General features: G+C 45.2%; 21 protein-coding genes, 1 tRNA gene, 2 rRNA genes and 1 riboswitch. Of the genes, 17 read left to right on the top strand and 7 right to left on the bottom strand.

Annotated elements, in window-relative coordinates; genetic code table 11:
• The 7 genes from M3193_RS12820 to tsaD form a co-directional block, all read left to right on the top strand.
• Positions 1-91 (top strand): 23S ribosomal RNA (locus tag M3193_RS12820); the annotation flags it as partial.
• Positions 92-174: 83 nt separating this feature from the next.
• Positions 175-290: ribosomal RNA gene (rrf, locus tag M3193_RS12825) — 5S ribosomal RNA — on the top strand.
• Positions 291-395: 105 nt separating this feature from the next.
• A tRNA-Asp gene (locus M3193_RS12830) sits at positions 396-471 on the top strand.
• A 151-nt stretch (positions 472-622) separates the two neighbouring features.
• The gene (gene tsaE / locus M3193_RS12835; RefSeq protein ID WP_251628328.1) at positions 623-1,075 is read left to right on the top strand and encodes a tRNA (adenosine(37)-N6)-threonylcarbamoyltransferase complex ATPase subunit type 1 TsaE; all 453 of its coding nucleotides are present in this window, start codon (positions 623-625) and stop codon (positions 1,073-1,075) included.
• Positions 1,072-1,782, top strand: coding sequence for a tRNA (adenosine(37)-N6)-threonylcarbamoyltransferase complex dimerization subunit type 1 TsaB (tsaB, locus tag M3193_RS12840; protein WP_251628330.1), 711 nt, complete (start codon positions 1,072-1,074; stop codon positions 1,780-1,782). The genes tsaE and tsaB overlap by 4 nt, the downstream gene beginning before the upstream one ends.
• A complete protein-coding gene (gene rimI, locus M3193_RS12845; RefSeq protein ID WP_251628338.1) occupies positions 1,775-2,224 on the top strand; it encodes a ribosomal protein S18-alanine N-acetyltransferase in 450 nt (149 codons plus the stop codon). Before tsaB ends, rimI begins: the two co-directional genes overlap by 8 nt.
• Positions 2,224-3,246, top strand: coding sequence for a tRNA (adenosine(37)-N6)-threonylcarbamoyltransferase complex transferase subunit TsaD (gene tsaD / locus M3193_RS12850; protein WP_251628340.1), 1,023 nt, complete (start codon positions 2,224-2,226; stop codon positions 3,244-3,246). Before rimI ends, tsaD begins: the two co-directional genes overlap by 1 nt.
• 331 nt (positions 3,247-3,577) lie before the next feature.
• Here tsaD and M3193_RS12855 read toward each other — a convergent pair whose 3' ends face one another.
• Entirely contained in the window at positions 3,578-5,515 is a 1,938-nt protein-coding gene (locus M3193_RS12855) for an ABC-F family ATP-binding cassette domain-containing protein (protein ID WP_251628341.1), read from the bottom strand.
• A gap of 125 nt (positions 5,516-5,640) precedes the next feature.
• Between M3193_RS12855 and M3193_RS12860 the strand changes: the two genes are divergently transcribed.
• The 4 genes from M3193_RS12860 (at position 5,641) to M3193_RS12875 (ending at position 8,124) form a co-directional block, all read left to right on the top strand.
• Positions 5,641-6,294, top strand: coding sequence for a redox-sensing transcriptional repressor Rex (locus M3193_RS12860; protein ID WP_251628343.1), 654 nt, complete (start codon positions 5,641-5,643; stop codon positions 6,292-6,294).
• A gap of 64 nt (positions 6,295-6,358) precedes the next feature.
• Positions 6,359-6,553: a twin-arginine translocase TatA/TatE family subunit gene (locus M3193_RS12865; protein ID WP_060205182.1), complete on the top strand. Its 195-nt coding sequence runs from the start codon at positions 6,359-6,361 to the stop codon at positions 6,551-6,553.
• A gap of 17 nt (positions 6,554-6,570) precedes the next feature.
• Positions 6,571-7,365 (top strand): twin-arginine translocase subunit TatC, encoded by a 795-nt coding sequence (gene tatC / locus M3193_RS12870; RefSeq protein ID WP_251628345.1) that lies wholly within the window; start codon positions 6,571-6,573, stop codon positions 7,363-7,365.
• Between the two features lie 138 nt (positions 7,366-7,503).
• The gene (locus tag M3193_RS12875) at positions 7,504-8,124 is read left to right on the top strand and encodes a Yip1 family protein (RefSeq protein ID WP_251628347.1); all 621 of its coding nucleotides are present in this window, start codon (positions 7,504-7,506) and stop codon (positions 8,122-8,124) included.
• Between the two features lie 42 nt (positions 8,125-8,166).
• On the opposite strand, the gene M3193_RS12880 is transcribed toward M3193_RS12875, so the two are convergent.
• Positions 8,167-8,901, bottom strand: a complete 735-nt coding sequence (locus tag M3193_RS12880) for a CPBP family intramembrane glutamic endopeptidase (RefSeq protein ID WP_251628349.1) — start codon at positions 8,899-8,901, stop codon at positions 8,167-8,169.
• A gap of 245 nt (positions 8,902-9,146) precedes the next feature.
• Here M3193_RS12880 and groES point away from each other — a divergent pair, with 245 nt between their 5' ends.
• Together groES and groL are read left to right on the top strand one after the other, a co-directional pair.
• Entirely contained in the window at positions 9,147-9,431 is a 285-nt protein-coding gene (gene groES, locus M3193_RS12885) for a co-chaperone GroES (protein WP_251628351.1), read from the top strand.
• A 47-nt stretch (positions 9,432-9,478) separates the two neighbouring features.
• Complete coding sequence (gene groL / locus M3193_RS12890; protein WP_251628353.1) at positions 9,479-11,110, top strand: chaperonin GroEL; 1,632 nt, start codon at positions 9,479-9,481, stop codon at positions 11,108-11,110.
• A gap of 321 nt (positions 11,111-11,431) precedes the next feature.
• Here the strand turns inward: groL and M3193_RS12895 are convergent, their stop codons facing one another.
• Positions 11,432-11,953 carry a cupin domain-containing protein gene (locus M3193_RS12895; RefSeq protein WP_251628355.1) on the bottom strand — a complete coding sequence of 174 codons (522 nt, stop codon included), beginning with the start codon at positions 11,951-11,953 and terminating at the stop codon, positions 11,432-11,434.
• Positions 11,954-12,209: 256 nt separating this feature from the next.
• Positions 12,210-12,311: riboswitch (purine riboswitch) on the top strand.
• Between the two features lie 126 nt (positions 12,312-12,437).
• On the opposite strand from M3193_RS12895, the gene M3193_RS12900 reads away from it, so the two are divergent.
• From M3193_RS12900 to M3193_RS12915, 4 genes are all read left to right on the top strand, one after another.
• Positions 12,438-13,589 carry a BMP family lipoprotein gene (locus tag M3193_RS12900; RefSeq protein WP_251628357.1) on the top strand — a complete coding sequence of 384 codons (1,152 nt, stop codon included), beginning with the start codon at positions 12,438-12,440 and terminating at the stop codon, positions 13,587-13,589.
• A gap of 107 nt (positions 13,590-13,696) precedes the next feature.
• Complete coding sequence (locus M3193_RS12905) at positions 13,697-15,235, top strand: ABC transporter ATP-binding protein (protein ID WP_435372050.1); 1,539 nt, start codon at positions 13,697-13,699, stop codon at positions 15,233-15,235.
• Positions 15,222-16,373, top strand: coding sequence for an ABC transporter permease (locus M3193_RS12910; protein ID WP_251628361.1), 1,152 nt, complete (start codon positions 15,222-15,224; stop codon positions 16,371-16,373). Before M3193_RS12905 ends, M3193_RS12910 begins: the two co-directional genes overlap by 14 nt.
• Entirely contained in the window at positions 16,374-17,333 is a 960-nt protein-coding gene (locus M3193_RS12915) for an ABC transporter permease (RefSeq protein ID WP_251628364.1), read from the top strand.
• Positions 17,334-17,634: 301 nt separating this feature from the next.
• Here the strand turns inward: M3193_RS12915 and M3193_RS12920 are convergent, their stop codons facing one another.
• The 4 genes from M3193_RS12920 to M3193_RS12935 all read right to left on the bottom strand — a co-directional run bounded on the left by M3193_RS12920 (position 17,635) and on the right by M3193_RS12935 (position 21,254).
• Positions 17,635-18,852: an NAD(P)/FAD-dependent oxidoreductase gene (locus M3193_RS12920; protein WP_251628366.1), complete on the bottom strand. Its 1,218-nt coding sequence runs from the start codon at positions 18,850-18,852 to the stop codon at positions 17,635-17,637.
• Complete coding sequence (locus tag M3193_RS12925; protein ID WP_251628368.1) at positions 18,845-19,183, bottom strand: (2Fe-2S)-binding protein; 339 nt, start codon at positions 19,181-19,183, stop codon at positions 18,845-18,847. Before M3193_RS12925 ends, M3193_RS12920 begins: the two co-directional genes overlap by 8 nt.
• On the bottom strand, positions 19,176-19,451 hold the full coding sequence (locus tag M3193_RS12930) for a (2Fe-2S)-binding protein (protein WP_251628370.1): 276 nt from the start codon (positions 19,449-19,451) through the stop codon (positions 19,176-19,178). The genes M3193_RS12925 and M3193_RS12930 overlap by 8 nt, the downstream gene beginning before the upstream one ends.
• Before the next feature lie 69 nt (positions 19,452-19,520).
• Positions 19,521-21,254 carry a sigma-54 interaction domain-containing protein gene (locus M3193_RS12935; RefSeq protein ID WP_251628372.1) on the bottom strand — a complete coding sequence of 578 codons (1,734 nt, stop codon included), beginning with the start codon at positions 21,252-21,254 and terminating at the stop codon, positions 19,521-19,523.
• Between the last annotated feature and the right edge of the window lie 56 nt (positions 21,255-21,310).

The raw sequence follows: 21,310 nt of genomic DNA on the forward strand, positions 1-21,310 counted from the left end.
TCCCTCAAAGAAGATGAGGTGGATAGGTCCGGGGTGGAAGCGTGGCGACACGTGCAGCTGACGGATACTAATCGATCGAGGACTTAACCTTAAGTTACTTAAGTACGGTTGAACTTGAAGTTCAGCACAATGTTGGTTTTATCCGGTTTTGAACGAACAAGAGTCGTTCAATTGTCTGGTGACGACGGCGAAGAGGTCACACCCGTTCCCATACCGAACACGGAAGTTAAGCTCTTCAGCGCCGATGGTAGTAGGGGGATTCCCCCTGTGAGAGTAGGACGTCGCCGGGCAACCCATCACTTTTCGATAAGAATGTAACCAGGTTAGAATTGATCAATTACTATAAATTTGCAGTTAGTGAACCTTGCATTCTATCGGAAAGTATACATATTAATGGTCCCGTGGTGTAGCGGTTAACATGCCTGCCTGTCACGCAGGAGATCGCCGGTTCGATCCCGGTCGGGACCGCCATTTTAATTTAACCTTGTCAACCGATTATGGATTTATTCCAGAGTCGGTTTTTTATTGTTTTTCTTTACAACTAAATCTCCAAACCTCATAGCTTTCGCAATCGCCGTATTTTCGGTACACTAAAGCAAAGTGGAGATGAAAGGAACATACGATGACTATAGAATTTACTGTTCATTCCTTAGCGGAAACTGAACACATTGCGAATAGATTGGCAGGCTTGCTTTCCCCTCCCGATGTTGTGACGTTGGAAGGCGACCTTGGTGCAGGTAAGACGATGTTTACAAAAGCATTGGCGCGCAGCCTCGGCATTACACGGACGGTGAACAGTCCGACATTTACGATCTTGAAACAATATGAAGGCCATGTCCCATTCAATCATTTGGACGTTTATCGATTGGCGGACAGTGATGAGGATCTTGGTTGGGACGAGCTGTTTTATGGGAACGCGGTTTCCGTCGTTGAATGGGCACATTTAATAGAAGCCGATTTGCCGGAGGAACGCTTGGAAATCCGGATTCAGCATACTGGGGATACTTCGAGAAAAATAGTGTTCACTCCAAAAGGGAAACGTTTTGAAAAGATTTGTGAGGCGATGACGTTATGATATGGTTAGGGATTGATACGGCGAACACGCCATTGTCCGTTGCGATTGTAAAGGACGGAACCATTTTAGCCGAGGTGAATTCTTCGATGGCGGTCAATCATTCGCTGCGTGCGATGCCGATCATTGAAGAACTTTTTGCGACGGTGCAGCTTCAGCCTAAAGATGTTGATGCAATCGCAGTGTCGGAAGGACCGGGATCTTATACAGGGGTCCGCATCGGCGTAACGATTGCGAAGACATTGGCATGGACGTTGAAGAAGCCTCTGTTTGGCGTCTCCAGCTTGAAGGTGCTTGCGGCGAATGCTCTTTATTTTGAAGGATTGATTTGCCCGATTGTAGACGCACGCAGAAATAATGTGTACGCAGGGGTATATGAATTCGTGGATGGCGGATTGACCGCCATCGCGGAGGACGGGCATTTTGCGATTGAAAATCTGCTGGATGTTTTGGCAAGCAAGGAACGGCCTGTCCTATTTGTCGGCAAGGATGTTGCAATGCATGAAGAGCTTATAAAAGAAAGATTACGGGAGAATGCAGTTATTGCTCCGTTCCCGATGCAGCTGCCGCGGGCGTCTTCGTTGGTTTTCATTGCGCAGCAAGATGGACAGGAAGAGAATACACATGCATTTACGCCGGAATACCGCCGTATCGCTGAGGCAGAGGCGAATTGGCTGATGCAGCAACGGAAGGAAAAGGGCCGTGAATAAGATCATAGCATATCGGAAGATGACGTTGGAAGATATTCCAGCGGTCGTTGAAATCGAGCAGGAGGCATTTGCGACGCCATGGACGCAGGAAGTCTTCGAACATGAGATGACGGGAAATGATTATGCTCATTACATTGTCGCAGTTTCGGATGATGAGGTGATTGGGCATTGTGGGATGTGGGTTGTGCTGGATGAGAGCCATATTACGAATGTGGCAGTGAGGACGCATATGAGGGGCTATGGGATCGGCGAGGCGCTTATGCGGAAGGCGATGGAGTTGTGCAAGGCGAATGATGTGAGGCTGATGACGCTTGAAGTCCGGGTTAGCAATCATACGGCACAGAACTTGTATCGCAAGCTCGGCTTCCAGGATGGCGGTATACGGAAAAACTATTATACGGACGACCATGAAGATGCGCTCGTCATGTGGGTGGAATTGTAATGGATAAAGATATTTATATTTTAGGAATTGAAACGAGTTGTGATGAGACGGCGGCTTCGATCGTGAAGAACGGACATGAGATCGTCTCGAATATTGTTGCGTCGCAAATCCAGAGTCAGCAACGGTTTGGCGGCGTCGTGCCGGAAATCGCTTCGAGGCATCATGTTGAACAGATTACGCTTGTCATAGAGGAAGCGTTGGAGAAGGCTAATCTTGCCCCATCGGATTTGGATGCGGTTGCTGTGACGGAAGGCCCGGGGCTTGTCGGGGCTTTATTGATCGGCATCAATGCGGCGAAGGCGTTCGCGTTTGCGAATGGGCTGCCTGTCATCGGGGTGCATCATATTGCAGGGCATATATATGCGAATCAGTTGATGCAGCCGATGGAGTTTCCGTTGTTGGCGCTAATCGTCTCAGGAGGGCATACGGAATTGGTCCTTATGGAGAAGCATGGGTCGTTCAAATTGATCGGCGAAACGCGGGATGATGCAGCAGGTGAAGCGTATGACAAAGTGGCACGCGTCCTCGGGCTGCCGTATCCGGGAGGGCCGCATATCGATAAGCTTGCGCTTGAGAGCGATGAAGCGGTCGACTTTCCGCGAGCATGGCTTGAGTCGGATTCGTATGATTTCAGCTTCAGCGGGTTGAAATCCGCAGTCATCAATTATAAGCATAATCTTGAGCAAAAAGGCGAAGAGGTCGTTCCTGCTCATGTAGCGGCGGGCTTCCAGCAAAGTGTCGTTGAGGTGTTGACGGAGAAAACGTTGAGGGCAGCGAAGGAATATGGCGTGAAGCAAGTCATCGCTGCGGGAGGCGTAGCTGCGAATAAAGGCTTGCGGGCTTCATTGGATGAAGTTTTTGAAAAAGAGGGGATACCTTTTTACGTACCGCCAATCTCGCTTTGCACGGATAATGCGGCAATGATTGCAGCTGCAGGTACTTCGATGTTCGAAAGCGGAAAACGGGGTACGATGGAAATGAACGGACGCCCGGGTATGGAACTAACTTCATGGGATGAATGAGCAGATGAATGAAGGAAATCGTCGAGTTCTGACGATTTCCGTTTTTATTTGTCCCGAAATGAATCCGAGTTGTCAAGAGGGAACATTCGTACTTATGCACAATTGTTGATAAGTTGTGGATAGTTAAAAGATTCATGTGTATGACCGATTCATCTTTTGGATAACTATGTTGGTATTTGCAACAAAAAATGTGGATAACGTGGATAACTATGTTCATATCCTATTATACCAACGTGCGACGTGTTGATAAGATTGTGGAAATCAAATGGATGGGATGTCGAAAATGGAAAAAAGCTGTCGAATGGGCGTTCATTCCCGTCGACAGCTATTCTTAGGCTTCCCTATTCATTTTTTCGAGCTCTTCCTGCAAATTCAGCCATTCCTCTGATAGGTTATCGTGCTGCAACTGCAGTTCGTCGATCTGTTCCTGAAGTTCCATTAGCTTCACATGGTCGTCGGCGAAGGCGGGATTCAGTAGTTCTTCCTGAAGGATGGAGATTTCGGCATCCAATTTGCCGAGCGAGTCTTCGATTTCAGTGATCGCCCTTGTCAATCGGCGCTCTTGCCGTTTAACTTCTTTATCGTCTTCATTCCTTCTGTTCTTCGGTTGGGCTTTTTGATCGGAAGCAGCTTGTTCTGCCTTCAGCTCTTCAAGCTCATTTTTCTTTTCAATGAAGTAATCGTAATCGCCGAGATACTCCGTGACGCCAATCGGGCCAACGTCAATCACTTTCGTGGCGATCCGGTTGATGAAATACCGGTCATGGGAGACGAAGAGGATCGTGCCAGGAAAGTCATCCAGTGCATTTTCCAACACTTCCTTGCTGTCGAGGTCGAGATGGTTCGTCGGCTCGTCTAGCACGAGTGTGTTCGATTTTTGAAGCATAAGCTTTGCCAGTGAGAGACGCGCCTTCTCGCCGCCGGATAGTGAAGCGACCGGCTTTTCGACGTCTTCCCCAGTGAACAGGAAGCGCCCGAGTACGGAGCGGACGTCCTTTTCATTCATCATCGGCCACTCATCCCATAGCTCATGGAGGACTGTCCCTGTCCCGAGGATTGTGGCCTGGTTCTGATCGTAGTAACCGAACTGGACATTCGTTCCGTAGCGGATCGTCCCGTCAACCGGCTCCTGCCTTTTGACGATCGTTTTCAGCAATGTCGACTTGCCGATTCCGTTCGGACCGATGATCGCAATCCGGTCTCCTTTGTATGCGTGCATGTTAATATGCTTGGAAACAGGTTTGCCATCATAGCCGACAGCGATGTTATCCAATGTAAGCACATCGTTGCCGCTTGGCCGATCGATTGAGAAAGAAAAGCTTGCGGACTTCTCATCCCCGTCGGGCGCGTCCATCCATTCCGTCCGTTCGAGCTGCTTCCGTCGGCTTTTCGCCATCTTGGAAGTTGATGCGCGCGCGATATTCCGTTGAATGAAATCCTCGAGCTTCGCTTTTTCGCTCGTCTCGCGCTCGAATAGCTTCTTGTCCCGCTCGTAGTTCTTCGCTTTTTCCACAAGATAGGCACTATAGTTGCCGACATACTTCGTCACTTTCCGCCTTGACACTTCATACGTGATCGTCACGATCTGATCGAGGAAATACCGGTCATGGGAAACGATTAGGATCGCCCCTTCATAAGAGACGAGGTATTTTTCGAGCCAGCCGAGTGTCTCAATATCCAAATGGTTCGTCGGCTCGTCCAAGATGAGAAGATCCGGCTTGCTGAGCAGCATTTTCGCAAGCGCTAGACGCGTTTTCTGTCCGCCTGACAACAGATTGACATTCTTCTCGTAGTCTTCAGGGTAGAAGCGCATGCCGTGAAGGACTGAACGCATATCTGATTCATACTGATACCCGCCTGAATCCTTGAAATCAATTTGCAAAGCGTCATAATCCTTCATGACCCGCTCGTATTCTTGGGGATTTCCGTAAACGGAAGGGTCCGCCATTTGCGCTTCGAGCTTGCGGAGCCTATTCTCCATTTCAAGCAGCGGTCCGAAAACGGTCAGCATCTCATCCCAGATGGTGAGGGGGGAATCAATGCCCGCATGCTGTTCAAGATAGCCGACTTGTACATCTTTCGGCATGATGATATCGCCGGAATCCGCGTTCATGTCTCCCGCAATGATCTTCAGCAACGTCGACTTGCCGGCTCCATTTCGTCCGACGAGGGCAACCCGGTCGCGGTGCTGCACTTCGAGTCGGACATTATTCAATATGTCAGTTCCTGAGAACGATTTCGTTATTCCATTCACTTGTAATACGATCATTCAGCACACCTCTATTCCACTTTTAGTGTAATCGAATGGGCGTGCCGGTGCAATGGTTGGCTTTACATCAGCACGCATCTGGAGTACGATAAAAAGAGGTATATAGCCCGTACAGGAGGTAAGAAATGGCTGAATCGACTCCAAGAGTTCCGCAGGCGACGTCAAAACGCCTTCCTTTATATTATAGATTCCTACAAAACTTCGCGAATGCCGGCAAGAAGCGAGTATCATCCAGCGAATTGAGCGAGGCGATGAAAATTGACGCCGCTACGATCCGCCGTGACTTCTCCCATTTTGGAGCGCTCGGGCGCAAAGGCTACGGCTATGATGTGAACGACCTCCTTTTATTCTTCCGAAGGGCATTGAATCAGGATGAAGAGACGGATGTTGCATTGATCGGCGTAGGAAGCTTAGGAAACGCATTTCTGAAATATAATTTCCAGAAGAACCATAATACGCGTATTGTTGTCGCGTTCGATCCGAAGGCCCCGAAAGAAGGCAAGACGATTAGTAATATCCCGGTGTTCCATCCCGATATGATGGAAGAGAAGATTAAAGAATTCGGCATTAATGTTGTCATCCTCGCTGTACCGACAAGGGCGGCGCAAGAAACTGCTGATCGGATGGTCAATGTTGGCGTGAAAGGGATCCTTAATTTCACACCGGTCCGACTGACACTGCCTGACTGGATGCGTATACATACAATCGACTTGTCGGTGGAGCTCCAGACATTGATTTACTTCATTAAAAATGACGAAAAACATTCACAAATAGAGTGACCTGTTCAATAGTAATAGAAGTTGTTTTCATGTAAAATGGAATACATATAAGGAGGTGTCCGAAATGGCTCCAGGAGTAACTAGTTTAATTCTTATCGCAATCATTGCATTGCTCATTTTTGGACCGAAGAAGTTGCCAGAGATCGGAAAAGCGTTCGGCTCTTCATTGCGTGAATTCAAATCAGCGACGAAAGGACTTGTGTCCGATGATGACGACACAGTCAAAAAAGTGGAAGACAAGAAAAATGATGTGCAATAAGTAAGGATGTCTGTCCGATGAAAGAGAAAAATTTAACAGTCATTGAACATATAGATGAAATTAGAAAACGACTGATGGTAATCGTCGTTTTCTTTGTTATTGCGGTGATCGGGAGCTTTTTCATCGCCAAGCCGATCATTAAGTTCCTGCAATCAGAGGCAGGGTATGAGGAATTCCACGCGTTCAATGTCGTTGATCCGATTGCCCTGTATTTGAAGGTCATCATCTTCATAGCTGTCGTCATCATTTCGCCGGTCATCATGTACCAGTTCTGGTCGTTCATTTCGCCGGGGCTGCATGAGACGGAGCGGAAAGTGACGTTGAGCTACATCCCGTTCGCTTTTATCCTTCTTCTCGTTGGAATTGCGTTTTCCTATTTTGTCCTCGTGCCGTTCGTCATGAATTTCATGAAGGAGCTTTCGGCGGAATTGGGCATTACGCAGACGGTAGGCATTAATGAATATTTCGCCTTCCTGTTTCAAATATTGATTCCGTTCGGCGTCATCTTCCAATTGCCGATCGTCCTGTTATTCCTGTCGAGGCTTGGCATATTGGATCCTGTGAAACTGGTGAAAATCCGAAAGGTAGCGTATTTTGTCCTGTTCGTCATTGCAGCATTCATCACGCCGCCGGACATCATGTCGCATTTATTGGTGACTGTGCCGTTGTTCCTGCTTTACGAACTGAGCATCATTATCTGCCGCGTCGGCTATCGTAAATTCCTGAAAGCCGAGGAGAAGCGGAAGATCGAAGAAATAAAGGCTGAGCAGCAGCGTCAGATTGATGAAGTGATGGGGAATTTGGAGAAATAAACTGGAGTCCCGCTTCCCGGGTGATGGAAGCGGGATTTTTTTGTAATGAAATTCCAAATAGATTCCAGTATGATAGGTGGTAGGGGACTTAACAGCAAGTCCTACTTCATATACATAAGAGTAAAAGGGGGAAAGAGCATGAATCCATTGCTATCCATTTGGAGCCAGCCGACAAAGACGCTTCAATACATGCTTGAGAATAAGTCCGTCGGGTATGGATTTCTTATTTATTTGTTAGGATCGATCAGCTCAGGTTCCATCGCGATGGCATCGACGGGTTGGTTCGGCAGTCTTCCGTTGTTCGCCATTGTTGTCATATCCATCATTCTATCCTACGGAGGAGCTTTGATCGGTTGGGTGGCCATGTCGGCCTTGTATACTTGGATCGGGAAGTTGCTCGGGGGAAGAGGGAAGTTTTCCGATATGGTGCGCATCACGCCTGCAGCGGCAATTCCGATGATCTGGCTTGCACCGATGAATTTCCTTGTGTTAGCTGTCTATGGGTCACGGTTATTCGAAGCGCCGCAGGATTATAGTGTGACGAGTTTGCCGCTCGGTATCTATTTCTTAATGAATTTGATTTCATTCGGTGTGGGCGTCTATGGAACGGTGATTTCCTGTAAGGGGATCGGCCTCGTACATGGCTTCTCGGCGTGGCGGGGATTTGGTGTCGTCGCGATTGTCATGGGCATATTCATCTTGCTGGCGATTCTGTTCGCCTTAACGATTGGCGTCCTCATCTTTTCGATGTTGTCGTGAATCGGCTGAACGAAAAAAGACTTCCACGTGGGAAGTCTTTTTTTATTGAAGGAAATGGATAAATGTTTTCTTCAAGTTTTGCAGTTGTTCCAGTTTATCGTAATTCAGTTGGACGATCATGACGAAGCCGTTCATGAGGAAGTGGGCGATCATCGGTGCCCAAATGCGCTTCGTGTGATGGTAAATGAAGGCAAACACGAATCCAGGCGCCATATAGATGAGCAGATGTTGAAGTTCGCCGTGGACAGCCGCGAATACAATACCGCTTACAATCGCCGCGATCCAGAAATTGGTCTTTGTATAAATGCCTCCGAATAAGACCCTTCTGAAAATGATTTCTTCCAAAAGCGGGGCGAAGATGACGATTGAAAAGATGATGATCGGCGACAGTTTGGCGACTTCGCTTAGTAAAGCGGTATTTTCAGAGCCCGGCTCGATGCCGAGAGCGATTTCGATGATGCCGGCAATCATTTGCCCAGCCATCGCCATGAAAAATCCTAGTACTCCCCAGAGGATTGTTATCAAGGGCGTCGCTTTCTTCCCTTTGAAGATATCCCAGAACCGTTTGTTCCGCGTTGTCATGAAGAGGATGATCGGTGCAGCGATCATGTTGGTGATGAACAGCGCCCAGGCGAAGCCGTAAAATGCGGCGTCTTCCTTAGCCATGCCGCCGGTGTCTTGAAAGTAGGTGAAGAGTCCTTTTGAGACAGGAATGCTCCCGAACTGCATTGCTATGTATAATAGAACGATCGAAATAGAGATTTTCCAGTTTTTCATTGCCAACTTCCTTTCTTCTATTGTCCATTTTAGCCTTTCTCGGAAGACAAGCAAAGGGAAAAGGGTATACCGATTTGAGACTGTCTGATGATGGATAGGGGTCGGCTGTCATTTTATTTTATTCTATTATCAGTCGAGTATTTTGCTTGCAATTTCTGGGCAACTTTATTATGATAAGAATTGTATTAGCACTCTTGATTGCTGAGTGCTAAAAAGAAGATAATTTGTCGAGGAGGTTGTTTCACTTGTTGAAACCATTAGGTGACCGTATCGTAATCGAACTGATCGAAGCAGAAGAAAAGACGTCTAGCGGTATTGTATTACCGGATTCTGCGAAAGAGAAACCGCAAGAAGGAAAAGTTGTAGCGGCAGGTACTGGACGAGTTCTTGAAAACGGCCAGCGTGTTGACCTGGAAGTAAAAGAAGGCGACCGCATCATCTTCTCAAAATATGCTGGAACTGAAGTGAAATATGAAGGCAATGAATATTTGATCCTGCGTGAAAGCGACATTCTGGCTATCATCGGTTAAGTCGCCCTTATAGATTAAGTACACGAAAAAACAGGAGGAATTCATAAATGGCTAAACAAATTAAATTTAATGAAGACGCGCGCGGTGCAATGCTACGCGGTGTAGATACACTTGCTGACGCTGTTAAAGTGACGCTTGGACCAAAAGGACGCAACGTCGTTCTTGAAAGAAAATTCGGTTCACCGCTTATCACGAATGACGGTGTGACGATTGCAAAAGAAATCGAGCTTGAAGACGCATTCGAAAACATGGGTGCTAAACTTGTAGCGGAAGTTGCTTCTAAAACGAACGAAATCGCTGGTGACGGTACGACGACAGCGACAGTTCTAGCACAAGCAATGATCCGTGAAGGCTTGAAAAACGTAACAGCTGGCGCAAACCCTGTCGGCATCCGTAAAGGGATCGAAAAAGCGGTTGCAACGGCAATCGAAGAGTTGAAAGGCATTTCCGATGAAATCGAAAGCAAGCAGGAAATCGCGCAAGTTGCAGCTATTTCTTCAGGCGACGAAGAAGTCGGCGAATTGATCGCTGAAGCGATGGAGCGCGTCGGCAACGATGGCGTCATCACGATCGAAGAGTCAAAGGGCTTCACGACTGAGCTTGACGTTGTGGAAGGTATGCAATTCGACCGCGGCTACGCATCTGCTTACATGGCGACTGACACGGACAAGATGGAAGCGGTTCTCGACAATCCTTACATCTTGATCACAGATAAGAAGATTTCAAATATCCAAGAAATCCTGCCGGTTCTTGAGCAAGTCGTTCAACAAGGCAAGCCGTTGTTGATGATTGCAGAAGACGTTGAAGGCGAAGCGCTTGCAACACTTGTTGTGAATAAACTTCGCGGTACATTCAACGCAGTTGCTGTTAAAGCACCTGGATTCGGCGACCGCCGTAAAGCGATGCTTGAAGATATCGCAATCCTTACAGGCGGGGAAGTCATCACTGAAGACCTTGGCCTTGATCTTAAGTCCGCTGACATTAATCAGCTTGGACGCGCTGCGAAAGTCGTTGTTACAAAAGACCACACGACAATCGTTGAAGGAAATGGCGATACACAGCAAATCGCTTCACGTGTCGGCCAAATCCGCTCACAACTTGAAGAATCAACTTCCGAGTTCGACAAAGAGAAGCTGCAAGAGCGCCTTGCAAAACTTGCTGGCGGCGTAGCAGTCATCAAAGTCGGAGCGGCTACTGAAACAGAATTGAAAGAGCGCAAACTTCGCATCGAAGACGCATTGAACTCAACGCGTGCGGCTGTCGAAGAAGGTATCGTATCCGGTGGTGGTACGGCGCTTGTGAACGTCTATACGAAAGTGGAAACACTTCTTGAAAGCACAGAAGGCGACGTTGCAACAGGCGTGAAGATCGTTCTTCGCGCACTTGAAGAGCCAGTTCGCCAAATCGCGACAAACGCTGGCCTTGAAGGTTCTATCGTTGTTGACCGCTTGAAACGTGAAGAAGTCGGCATCGGCTTCAACGCTGCAACAGGCGAATGGGTTAACATGATGCAAGCGGGTATCTTGGACCCTACAAAAGTTACGCGTTCTGCACTTCAAAACGCAGCATCCGTGGCGGCAATGTTCTTGTCCACTGAAGCGGTCGTTGCAGACATCCCAGAACCAGCTGGAATGGGCGGCGGCATGCCTGACATGGGCGGAATGGGCGGCATGATGTAATTAGAAAAGCGGAAGCGGCTGTCTAGCCCCGACAAGCATAAGACCTCTAAGAAAGGAAGGCGCTTTTTGCCTTCATTCTTAGAGCGGCTTATGACCTCGAGGGGCTAGCCGCTGGAGCTGGACAATAAGAAAAGCGGAAGCGGCTGTCTAGCCCCGACAAGCATAAGACCTCTAAGAAAGGAAGGTGCCTTTTGCCTTCATTCTTAGAGCGGCTTATGACCTCGAGGGGCTAGCCGCTTAAGCTGGTCATATGCCTTACCCAAATTAGAAAAGCTCCTCAAAAGTCATTGGACTTGTGAGGAGCTTTTTTCATTCTATTCGTTATTCTGGAATTTTCTCATAAGCCATCTTTCTGATGACATCTTTATGTTGAGGGTATTTTTCTAAAAGCTCTTGCTGTGTAAATAATTCAAAGTCCTCGTACTCAAAACCAGGAGAAACCATACACCCAACTAAAGAGAATGTATCCGGATCCATCACAGAGGATCCGAAGATGGTGTTTTTGGGAACTAACGCCTGGGGGACTTCCCCTTTATCCAAATTCAACCCTAATTTAATCTCTTTATACTCCCCATTTTCCTCAATGACATGAATGGTTAGAGGACTTCCCGCGTGATAATACCACAACTCGTCAGATTTTAAGCGATGGAAATGGGAAATGTCTTTTGAAGTTAGAAGAAAGTAAATACTCGTATATAGCTTGCGGTTCCCTTCGAAGTTCATCGTTACTTCCTGATCGGAAATCGTTTCGGCCGAATGGAATGATTGTTTATAATATCCACCCTCTCGATGTGGAGTTAATCCTAGGTTGGATATGAAAAATTGTGCATTATGACTATTCACTTTTAAATACCTCCGATTGTTTTTGTTATAATACCAATTTAATACTTTATTGCTGCATTTATTCTGGAGCATTCCCTTATTGTACAAATTCAGTTGGCTAGTTGCAAACATTTAAAACATTAAGAAGGCGAATATTACCTATTATTTCGGCTGATAATTCTAGTCGTTCGTGCAATTAGCGAACGATGTTGCGTTTTTTGAATTAATCATTCGGTTTTATATTGACACCTCGAATTCAGGGTGTTATTATTGGGTAGTAAAAATTGAATAATATTCTCGTATAATGTTGGGGATAGGGCCCAAAAGTTTCTACCAAGCTGCCGTAAATAGCTTGACTACGAGGTAGTACATATAACGATAGCGATCCTAACTTATTGATCTCTATCGTCTACCTTCCTGAAGTCAAGCACCGGTATCTACACGGTGCTTTTTTCAATTTTTACACAAACGCAGTTCAAACATATTAACAGGGAGGGTCATTTACATGACAAAAAATACAAAGAAAATAGCAATGGTATTATTCCTTGCTTTCATGACTGTTGTTATGGCCGCGTGCGGAAATAACACAGCTAATAAAAAAGAGGACAAGGCGGGAACTGGTGAAGAAGGCTTGAAAATTGCCATCGTCACAAGTCCTTCTGGTGTTGATGATGGTAGCTTCAATGAAGATAACTATAACGGCATTTTGAAGTTTATCGAAAATAATCCAACTGCAACAGTAAAGTCAGTTAAAGAACCAACAGGTGACCCAGCTGCAGCTGTCCAAGCTGTCGCCGACATTGTGGCGGATTATGATGTAATTGTTACTCCTGGTTTCCAATTTGCCGGAGTTTCTAGCATCGCTGTAGAAAATCCGGATAAGATCTTTATCATGAATGACACTGAGCCAGCTCCAGTAGATGGCCAAACTGATTTCGATAATATTTATGCAATGAATTTCGCCGAGCAGGAAAGTGGTTTCTTTGCGGGAATGGCAGCAGCACTTGAAACGAAGACAAACAAAGTAGCGGTTGTAAATGGGATCGCTTATCCTTCAAACGTAAACTATCAATTCGGTTTTGAATCAGGCGTAAATTATGCCAATAAAGTTTATGGGAAAAATGTTGAACTCGTTGAACTATCTGGTTATGCAGGAACAGATGTAACGGGTGCTAATGTAGGCGGTAACTACGCAGGATCCTTTGCAGACGAAGCAACTGGTAAAGTCATCGGCAATTCATTGATTAAACAAGGTGCAGATATTATCTTTGTTGCTGCAGGTGGAACGGGTAACGGTGTATTCACAGCAGTCAAGGAAGCGAAGGGCGATGTAAAAGTAATTGGTGTGGATGTTGACCAATATGATGACGGTGCAAACGGTTCTGAAAATATCGTTTTAACGTCCGGCGTAAAATTCATGGCTATGAATATTGAAAAGGCATTGAATTCTATTGCAGATGGAACGTTTAAAGGCGGAAATGTTGTTCTTTACGCAGATACAGATTCAACAGGTTTTATTAAAGAAGATGGCCGTCACCAATTATCTGAGGATACGCTTAACAAAATGAATGAGGTGTACGAGTTAGTCAAAGATGGCACGATCGTACCTGCATCCAATTTTAATGAACATTCTCCAGATAAGTTCCCAGGACTATAAGAGTAAGTAGAGACACAATAACAATAGAAGTTTATCAGTTCCCTACTAAATGTTTGGAATGATGAACTTCTATTATTTTTCCGATTTCTGAGGGAGGAGAATGAATGATGTCTGAATATATCGTAGAAATGAAACATATTACGAAACGTTTCCCTGGAATCGTAGCAAATGACGACGTATCCATCGGTATTAAAAAAGGTGAAATTTTTGCCTTGCTTGGTGAAAATGGTGCAGGCAAATCAACATTGATGAGTATGCTAAGCGGAATGTACGAACCCGATGAAGGAGAAATTCATATTCGCGGAAAGAAGGTTCAAATCAGTTCACCGAATCATGCGGCGAATCTCAATATCGGAATGGTCCATCAGCATTTTAAGCTAGTGGAGGATTATACGATTACAGAGAATATCATTTTAGGGATTGAGCCCATCAGCAAGTTTGCCGGTCTCATTCCATATGTTGGGATTCGACAGGCCAATCGTAAAATTGAAGAACTGTCCAAGAGCTTTGGCTTGGAAGTAGATCCGACGAAAAAAATTGCCGATCTTACGGTATCCATGCAGCAACGGGTGGAAATTTTAAAAGTGCTTTATCGTGAAGCCGAAATTCTTATTTTTGATGAACCAACGGCGGTCTTAACGCCACAAGAAATCGATTTTCTCCTCGGTATTATCGAAGGTCTGCGAGACAGTGGAAAAACAATCATTTTGATCACACATAAATTAGAGGAAATTAAGAAAGTGGCGGACCGTTGTGCCGTATTGAACAAAGGTAAATTGATTGATGTGTTGGATGTGAAGACAACAACAACCAACCGTATGGCTCAATTAATGGTCGGTAGGGAAGTAAGTTTTGAATCTGAAAAAGCACCTGCGAACTTTAAAGAGGAAGTATTGAAAGTAGAAAAGTTAACCGTGAAAAATGAGGATGGATTTGAAGTAGTCAAAGACGTTTCCTTCACGATACACAGTGGGGAAATATTTGCGATTGCGGGCGTCGCTGACAATGGTCAAGTTGAAATAGCGGATACCATTGCCGGTTTAGCAAAGGCGAGCGGCGGAAAGGTATTCCTCAATGGACAGGACATTACGAAAGACAGTATACGAAAACGGTCTGAAGCTGGAATCTCTTATGTACCCGAAGATCGACAAAGATTTGGACTGTTTCTGGATTTTGATCTAGCAACAAATTTAGCATCAAAGCAGTATTACAAGAAGCCTTTTTCCAATAAAGGAATCTTGAATAAGTCGGAAGTTGAGCAAGTTGGCACTCAGTTGATTGATAAATATGATATTCGAAGTGGGCAAGGGATCCATACACAAGTCCGTTCGATGAGTGGCGGAAACCAGCAAAAGGCCATTATTGCTCGTGAAATCGAATTACAATCCCCACTCATGATTTTCGTGCAGCCGACACGGGGAGTAGATATCGGTGCAATTGAAAATATCCATAAGATGATCATTGAACAACGCGATCAAGGAAAAGCGATCTTACTCGTGTCGCTCGAGTTGGAAGAAATTATGAATGTGGCGGATACGATCGGCGTTATCTATAATGGGCAACTGCAAAAAGTTGCAAGCAGTGAATCATTAACGACGAATGAAGTCGGTGAATATATGATGGGGGCAAAGCATGATGAAAGATAAAAAGAACAAAAGCTTACGTTATCGTCTGCTTTGGCCAATACGAAATGAGAAATGGCAACCGATCACAATCCCGGTAGCTTCTATACTAGTCAGTTTCATAGCTGCAGCCATCGTCATCCTCTTGCTTGGTAAAAATCCATTCCAAGCATTTTACAACTTGTTCCAAGGGGCAGGGATTTTGCCGAAGACTTCGTACGCTGGCTACAAGAGCATGCTTACTGATTTCTTGAGTCTGTTAGACGCCATGACGCCGCTCGTATTTGCAAGCTTGGCAGTGGCTGTAGCTCTAAGAGCGGGTCTATTTAATATTGGAGTTTCCGGTCAAATGCTTGCCTCCGGTTTTTTAGCGACCATTATTGTTGGCTACAGCGGGTTGGACGCCATTATTGCAAAACCGCTAGTGTTGCTGGTAGGAATGGTTGCCGGCGGTTTGATGGGCGGACTTGTAGGCTGGCTAAAGTACAAATTTAACATTCATGAAGTCGTAACGACGATTATGCTGAACTACATTGCACAATACGTCATCAGTTTCTTCATTCATATGTATTATATTGATCCCATTTCAAGACAGTCCAAATATATTACGGAAGCGGCACGGTTGACGTTAGTGAATGTCCAGATCGCGAACTTGAAAATGGATATTCCATTGGGCTTTATCATGGCAATCATTATCGCTATTCTCATCAAGTTTCTTCTGGATAAAACAGTCGTTGGCTTTGAAATTAAAGCAGTAGGATCCAACCGGAATGCGGCGAAGTATACGGGAATAAAGGTCGGAAGCAATACGGTCTTAGCCATGATCATTTCAGGTGGTTTAGCGGGTCTTGCGGGTGTGACGTATTATTTAGGTGATTTTGCATCTATACAACCCAAGGTGTTGACGAGCCTCGGATTTGACTCCATTGCGGTAGCGCTATTAGGTAACTCCCATCCGATCGGGATTATTTTTTCATCTTTCTTAATTTCAATTATTGACCAAGGAAGTACGTATATGAGTTCACAGGCCGGGATCAGACAAGAGATTGCGTCTGTGATCATCGGGTTAATCCTGTTGTTTAGTGCATGTGGTGCATACGTGAAGCATAAAGTCAGCCGTTTGAAGGAAAAAGAAGTGGAACGAAAGGACAGTGAATCATAAATGGATACGATACTTATTGATGGATTATCCTTTGCTCTGCCTCTTTTTATCATGGCAATCGGCGGTATATACAGTGAGAAAAGTGGGATTACCAATTTAGCGCTTGAAGGTTTTCAAGGTTTCGGCGCATTCATCGGAGCCCTGTCAGCTGTTTTGATCGCAAATGCTTCAGGAGCAGCTATTGAGGATATGTTCTACGTGGCGTTGCTATTTGCAATGATTGGCGGAATGGGGTTTTCTGTGATTCATGCAGTATTAAGTATTAAGTTTAAGGCAAACCAAGTCATCAGCGGTGTTGTCATTAATATTTTGGCGTTAGCTCTAACGACATTCTTAACAACACAGATCAATGCCCTTGTATTCGGAGCGGCTTCGGACAAGTTCCGATTAGGTGTATCGGAGCGGTTTACGATTGATGCGTTAGCCAATATACCCGTGATCGGTGCGGTATTTACGAATGTGTATCCGTTCCAAGTAATCATCATTGTAATTGCTATTTTTGCTTGGTATGTATTATATAAAACAAAATTCGGACTGCGTCTACGAGCGAGTGGGGAAAATCCTCAATCCGTTGATGCAGCAGGCGTAAGTGTATCGAGAATACGTTTTTCGGCGGTTCTTATATCGGGACTCTTATCAGGTCTCGCTGGAATGTGTTTTGCCTATTCCATTTCAGCGCAATTTTCTTCAGGCATTTATATGGGCTATGGATTCTTAGCAATTGCGGCTTTAATATTTGGCAACTGGAGGATTCTCCCGACGTTGGCCGCTTGTCTGCTATTTGGTTTCGCTAAATCCGGGGGAATGTATATTGCACAAGCAATGGCATTGCCTAGTAGTTTCACTGATCTATTCATGATCTTGCCGTACGTAGTAACATTGTTATTATTGATCTTTTTCTCTAAATCAAATCGCGCTCCGAGGGCGTTAGGTGAAATTTATGATAAAGGGAAGAGATAGGTAAATTTCAATAGGCAATAAGGTTTACCAAATTAAAAGAAGTCTCCTAACCAAACCTTAGGAGACTTTTGCTTTAATCCAGATTGATGCAGTTGTTTTAAATGCTGAGGTACTCGACAAGCCATAACAATTGCATATTTTAGTCATGGAATGAAGCTGTCTCAAATGAAATTGAGGCAGCTTCTTTTTTATAATATATCGTCGTCGCCAAGTATCTCTACGAAGCGATTACATGCAATGCAGGTGTGAAAGTGGAGTTAATTAGAAGGTTTTCTAAGTGATTATCGGTAGAAATCCAATCTTATTGGCTAACTACAGCTTTCCAATGTTCGTTCCAGTAGTTCTGCAACTTTTGTTTTCCTGCTTTCACATCGGGATGGAACTGGATATAAGCTTTGTTCCGCGTTTCTTCGATAGCTTTGATGGAATCATTGAGTTTGGCTTCTTGCTTGCCGCCGTCTGTGCTGTTGACGATTGCGAGTCCAGCAGTAACACCTTGGCTAATCGCCACTTTGGCACCTTCGATTCCTGTGATGTTTCCTGCAACGTATAGCCCTTCAAGTACCGTTTCCATCCGCTCGTTATGTAACGGTACATAGCCACCTAATTCTTCTACATGGTAGAACGGGCATCCAGCCACTGCGGCAAGCTCCGCTAATGGGTACAACCCGCCTGCGATACAGACGAAATCGGCTGCAATATTTTCTTCAGTTCCAGGGATAATGTCTCCTGAAGGACTGATGGTCGCGATTGTAACACCTTCGACTTGGCTTTCGCCGTAAATCTCGACGACCGCTTTACGAAGCATAATCGGAATATCCCACATTTTCACGCCGTTTTTCGGAAAGAAAGTGATTCCCATCCTTTTTAGAAAATCGTTTTTCATTAGCTTGCTTCCCATTTTCACGAATGCGGATGGTGCCATATGGGACACGTGCAAGAGTGAGTTCATGACATCCAAAGGATTCCCGGATTCTTTCGTAACCATATTCATTTTCGGTAATGTTATCGCTGCAACATCGATTCCAGCCAGTTTCAATTCCATTGCGATGGCTGACGACAGCACGTTGACGCCGACGATGACGCCTCGTTCGCCCGGCTTCACACGGTGGACGTTCGTCATGACTTGAGCCGCTCCGACGGACATGACGCCTGGAAGTGTCCAGCCTGGAATCGGCAGTGGCGCTTCCGCAGCTCCTGTTGCGAGCAACAGGTGGGATGTCGTATAGACTTCATCTTCCGTATAGACGTTCCAGATCCCATTCGACTCTTCGATATTGGATACAGGGGTTTGCAATTTGATTTCCACTCCTGTAGACACCGCTTTATCGAAGAGGTTTTGGGATTCCTTGATCCCATTCCACCAATTGCCGTTTGGCTCTTCGTATAGCTGGCCTAATAATCTGCCGCCAGGCTTCATGTATTCATCGATGACAAGGACGTTTAATCCGTTTTCAGCAATTGTGATTGCTGCAGATAATCCTGCGGGGCCAGCCCCGATAATGATTACTTTACTCATTATTGGCCCTCCAATCACGCACCGATGTCAATAGTTTGTCGCCGCTTGTAACGTCCATGCCTTCTTGGATCGGTGTCAAACAAGCGCGAACCCCTTGTACACCATCCACTGTGACACGGCATTCGAAACAATGCCCGATATTACAGTAGATTCCGCGAGGTGTGCCAAATTCTTCATGATGGCGGAGCGTGCGGATGCCGTTTGCCAATAAAGCTGCTGCAAGGGATTCATCACGCAACGCTTTGTATTTCTTATTATCAAACGTGAAGGAAACTGTGTCTGTTTCATCTATTCTATCAAGAACAGGATGATGAATAATTCTCCTAGTCATTGTTTCCCACACCTCCCAACTTACTGAAACTGATCGGACGGATAGGTGGCTGATATTTCAAAGTGATTTGTGAAACGTCTCTTTTAGTTGATGAATGGGCAATACTATCCACTGCATTCCGGCATGTTCTGCCGCCGCAATAACCCATTCCAGCACGCGTCCTAAGCTTTAGTTCCCTTGGCGAACAGCCATATTTGTCTGCTGTTTCCACTAACTCCCCGTATGTTACTTCTTCACATCTGCATATGATCATTTCATTTTCCGCCATTCCTATCACCCCATGCATAAATTTAATACTTATTGTCATGTATATATTTATGCAAGAACTGTGCCAACTTTATAATTTAATCCCTAATTTATTCATGCGGTTATACAATGTGGCCCTTGTGATATTTAGGTTTTTGGCGCATTCAAGTTTATTTCCATTCACCTTGTTCAACTCGCGTAAAATGATGTCCTTTTCATATTGTTGCAATTGCACACTTAATGCTTGGTTCTTATCCACAGCGAGTTGGCCAGATTGCACGTCTGGTGTCGGGCTAGAAGGATTCGATATCCGCTCCATTTCATTTGGTAGATCCTCGATTTTTATATTTCCGTTATCTGAAAAGACTACTAATCGTTCTACAACATTCCTTAGTTCGCGGATATTGCCGGGCCATGGGTGTTGCAGCAAAGATTGCATGACAGCTTGTGAAATGCCATGGATCGGACGGTTGTATTTTACTGAAATTTCGTAGAGGAAGTAATACGTCAATTCGATGATGTCCTCGGGACGTTCGCGGAGTGGCGGCACTTTGAAGTTGACGACATTTAAGCGGTAGTATAGATCCTCTCGGAACTTTCCCTCATTCACAAGTTCTTTCAAGTCACGGTTCGTTGCTGCAACAACGCGGAAATCTGCTTCAATTTCTTTCGTTCCGCCAACGGGGTAGAATCTCTTTTCCTGCAATAAACGCAAAATCTTCACCTGCATTTCAAGTGGCATTTCACCGATCTCGTCAAGGAAGAGTGTGCCTCCTCTTGCCAATTCGACTTTCCCTTTCTTCCCTTTTTGATCGGCCCCAGAAAATGCGCCTTTTTCATAACCAAATATCTCACTTTCGAATAAACCACTCGGAATCGCCCCACAGTTAATTGCGACAAACGGGGCATTCGGCTCCTCACGCAAATTATGCATGGCTTTTGCAAAGAGCTCTTTGCCCACTCCGCTTTCCCCATAAATCAAGATACTTACATTGGTCGTTGCTGCCTTCTTTGCTATTGATATTGTCTGCTTTAATGCGGGACTGTTGCCTCTTATATAGATGAACGGGTTGTCAGTCGGCAATGATTTACGGACTTCCTCCTCCAAGGTGAACAATTTTTCGGAAGTCATGTACAGTTCGTTATTTAACCGGATCTGGCTAGTGATATCTGTTTCCGAGACGACGGCGCCGATTATTTCATCATTGTAGTAGACGGGGTTTGAATTGATCAAGACGACAAGATCATTCCGTGCATTGTGCTGTCTATGGTAGACGGATGAGCCGGTTTTTAATGAGTTCAGGATCTCCAATTGATCCGAACTGAAGAAATCGGTGATTGGATTACCGATGATATCATCCTTTTTGATGGAAAATATTTTTTCGGCCCCTTTTGTCCAATACATCACGTTTGCCTGACGGTCAATGACGGTGCAGGACTCGTCGATTGTCTGAAGGATGGTATCCAAATAGGCTTGCCTCTGTTGATATTCATTCAAAAGATTTTTGGAAAAGATCTCTGTATTGACGTAGCCTACATAGTTGCTTTTGTACTCAATCAATAACGTATTATTTTCCTGCGTGAGTGTCGAGACGATACGTTCAATCGGTATAGTGATGGGATGGACTGGACAAGTCTCGTACAACAGTTCTCCTGTTGTTGCGGATATATGGACACATTGGATGGTGTGAGGATCTCGGAGAAATATCTTAGTTGGTGATTCTCGTATGATCTTTTCCTTTAATGCAGTCAGATCAATTTGTGAATCTAATATGAGGAAATCGGTATTTATTATCTTTTCGAGTAAATGTTGTGCATTGTTCATTTGTTTAGCCACCTCACTGTCAAATAATTTGTATCTGTCAAAATAATTTTACATGA

Source organism: Sporosarcina luteola, from assembly GCF_023715585.1.
Lineage (GTDB): Bacteria > Bacillota > Bacilli > Bacillales_A > Planococcaceae > Sporosarcina > Sporosarcina luteola_D.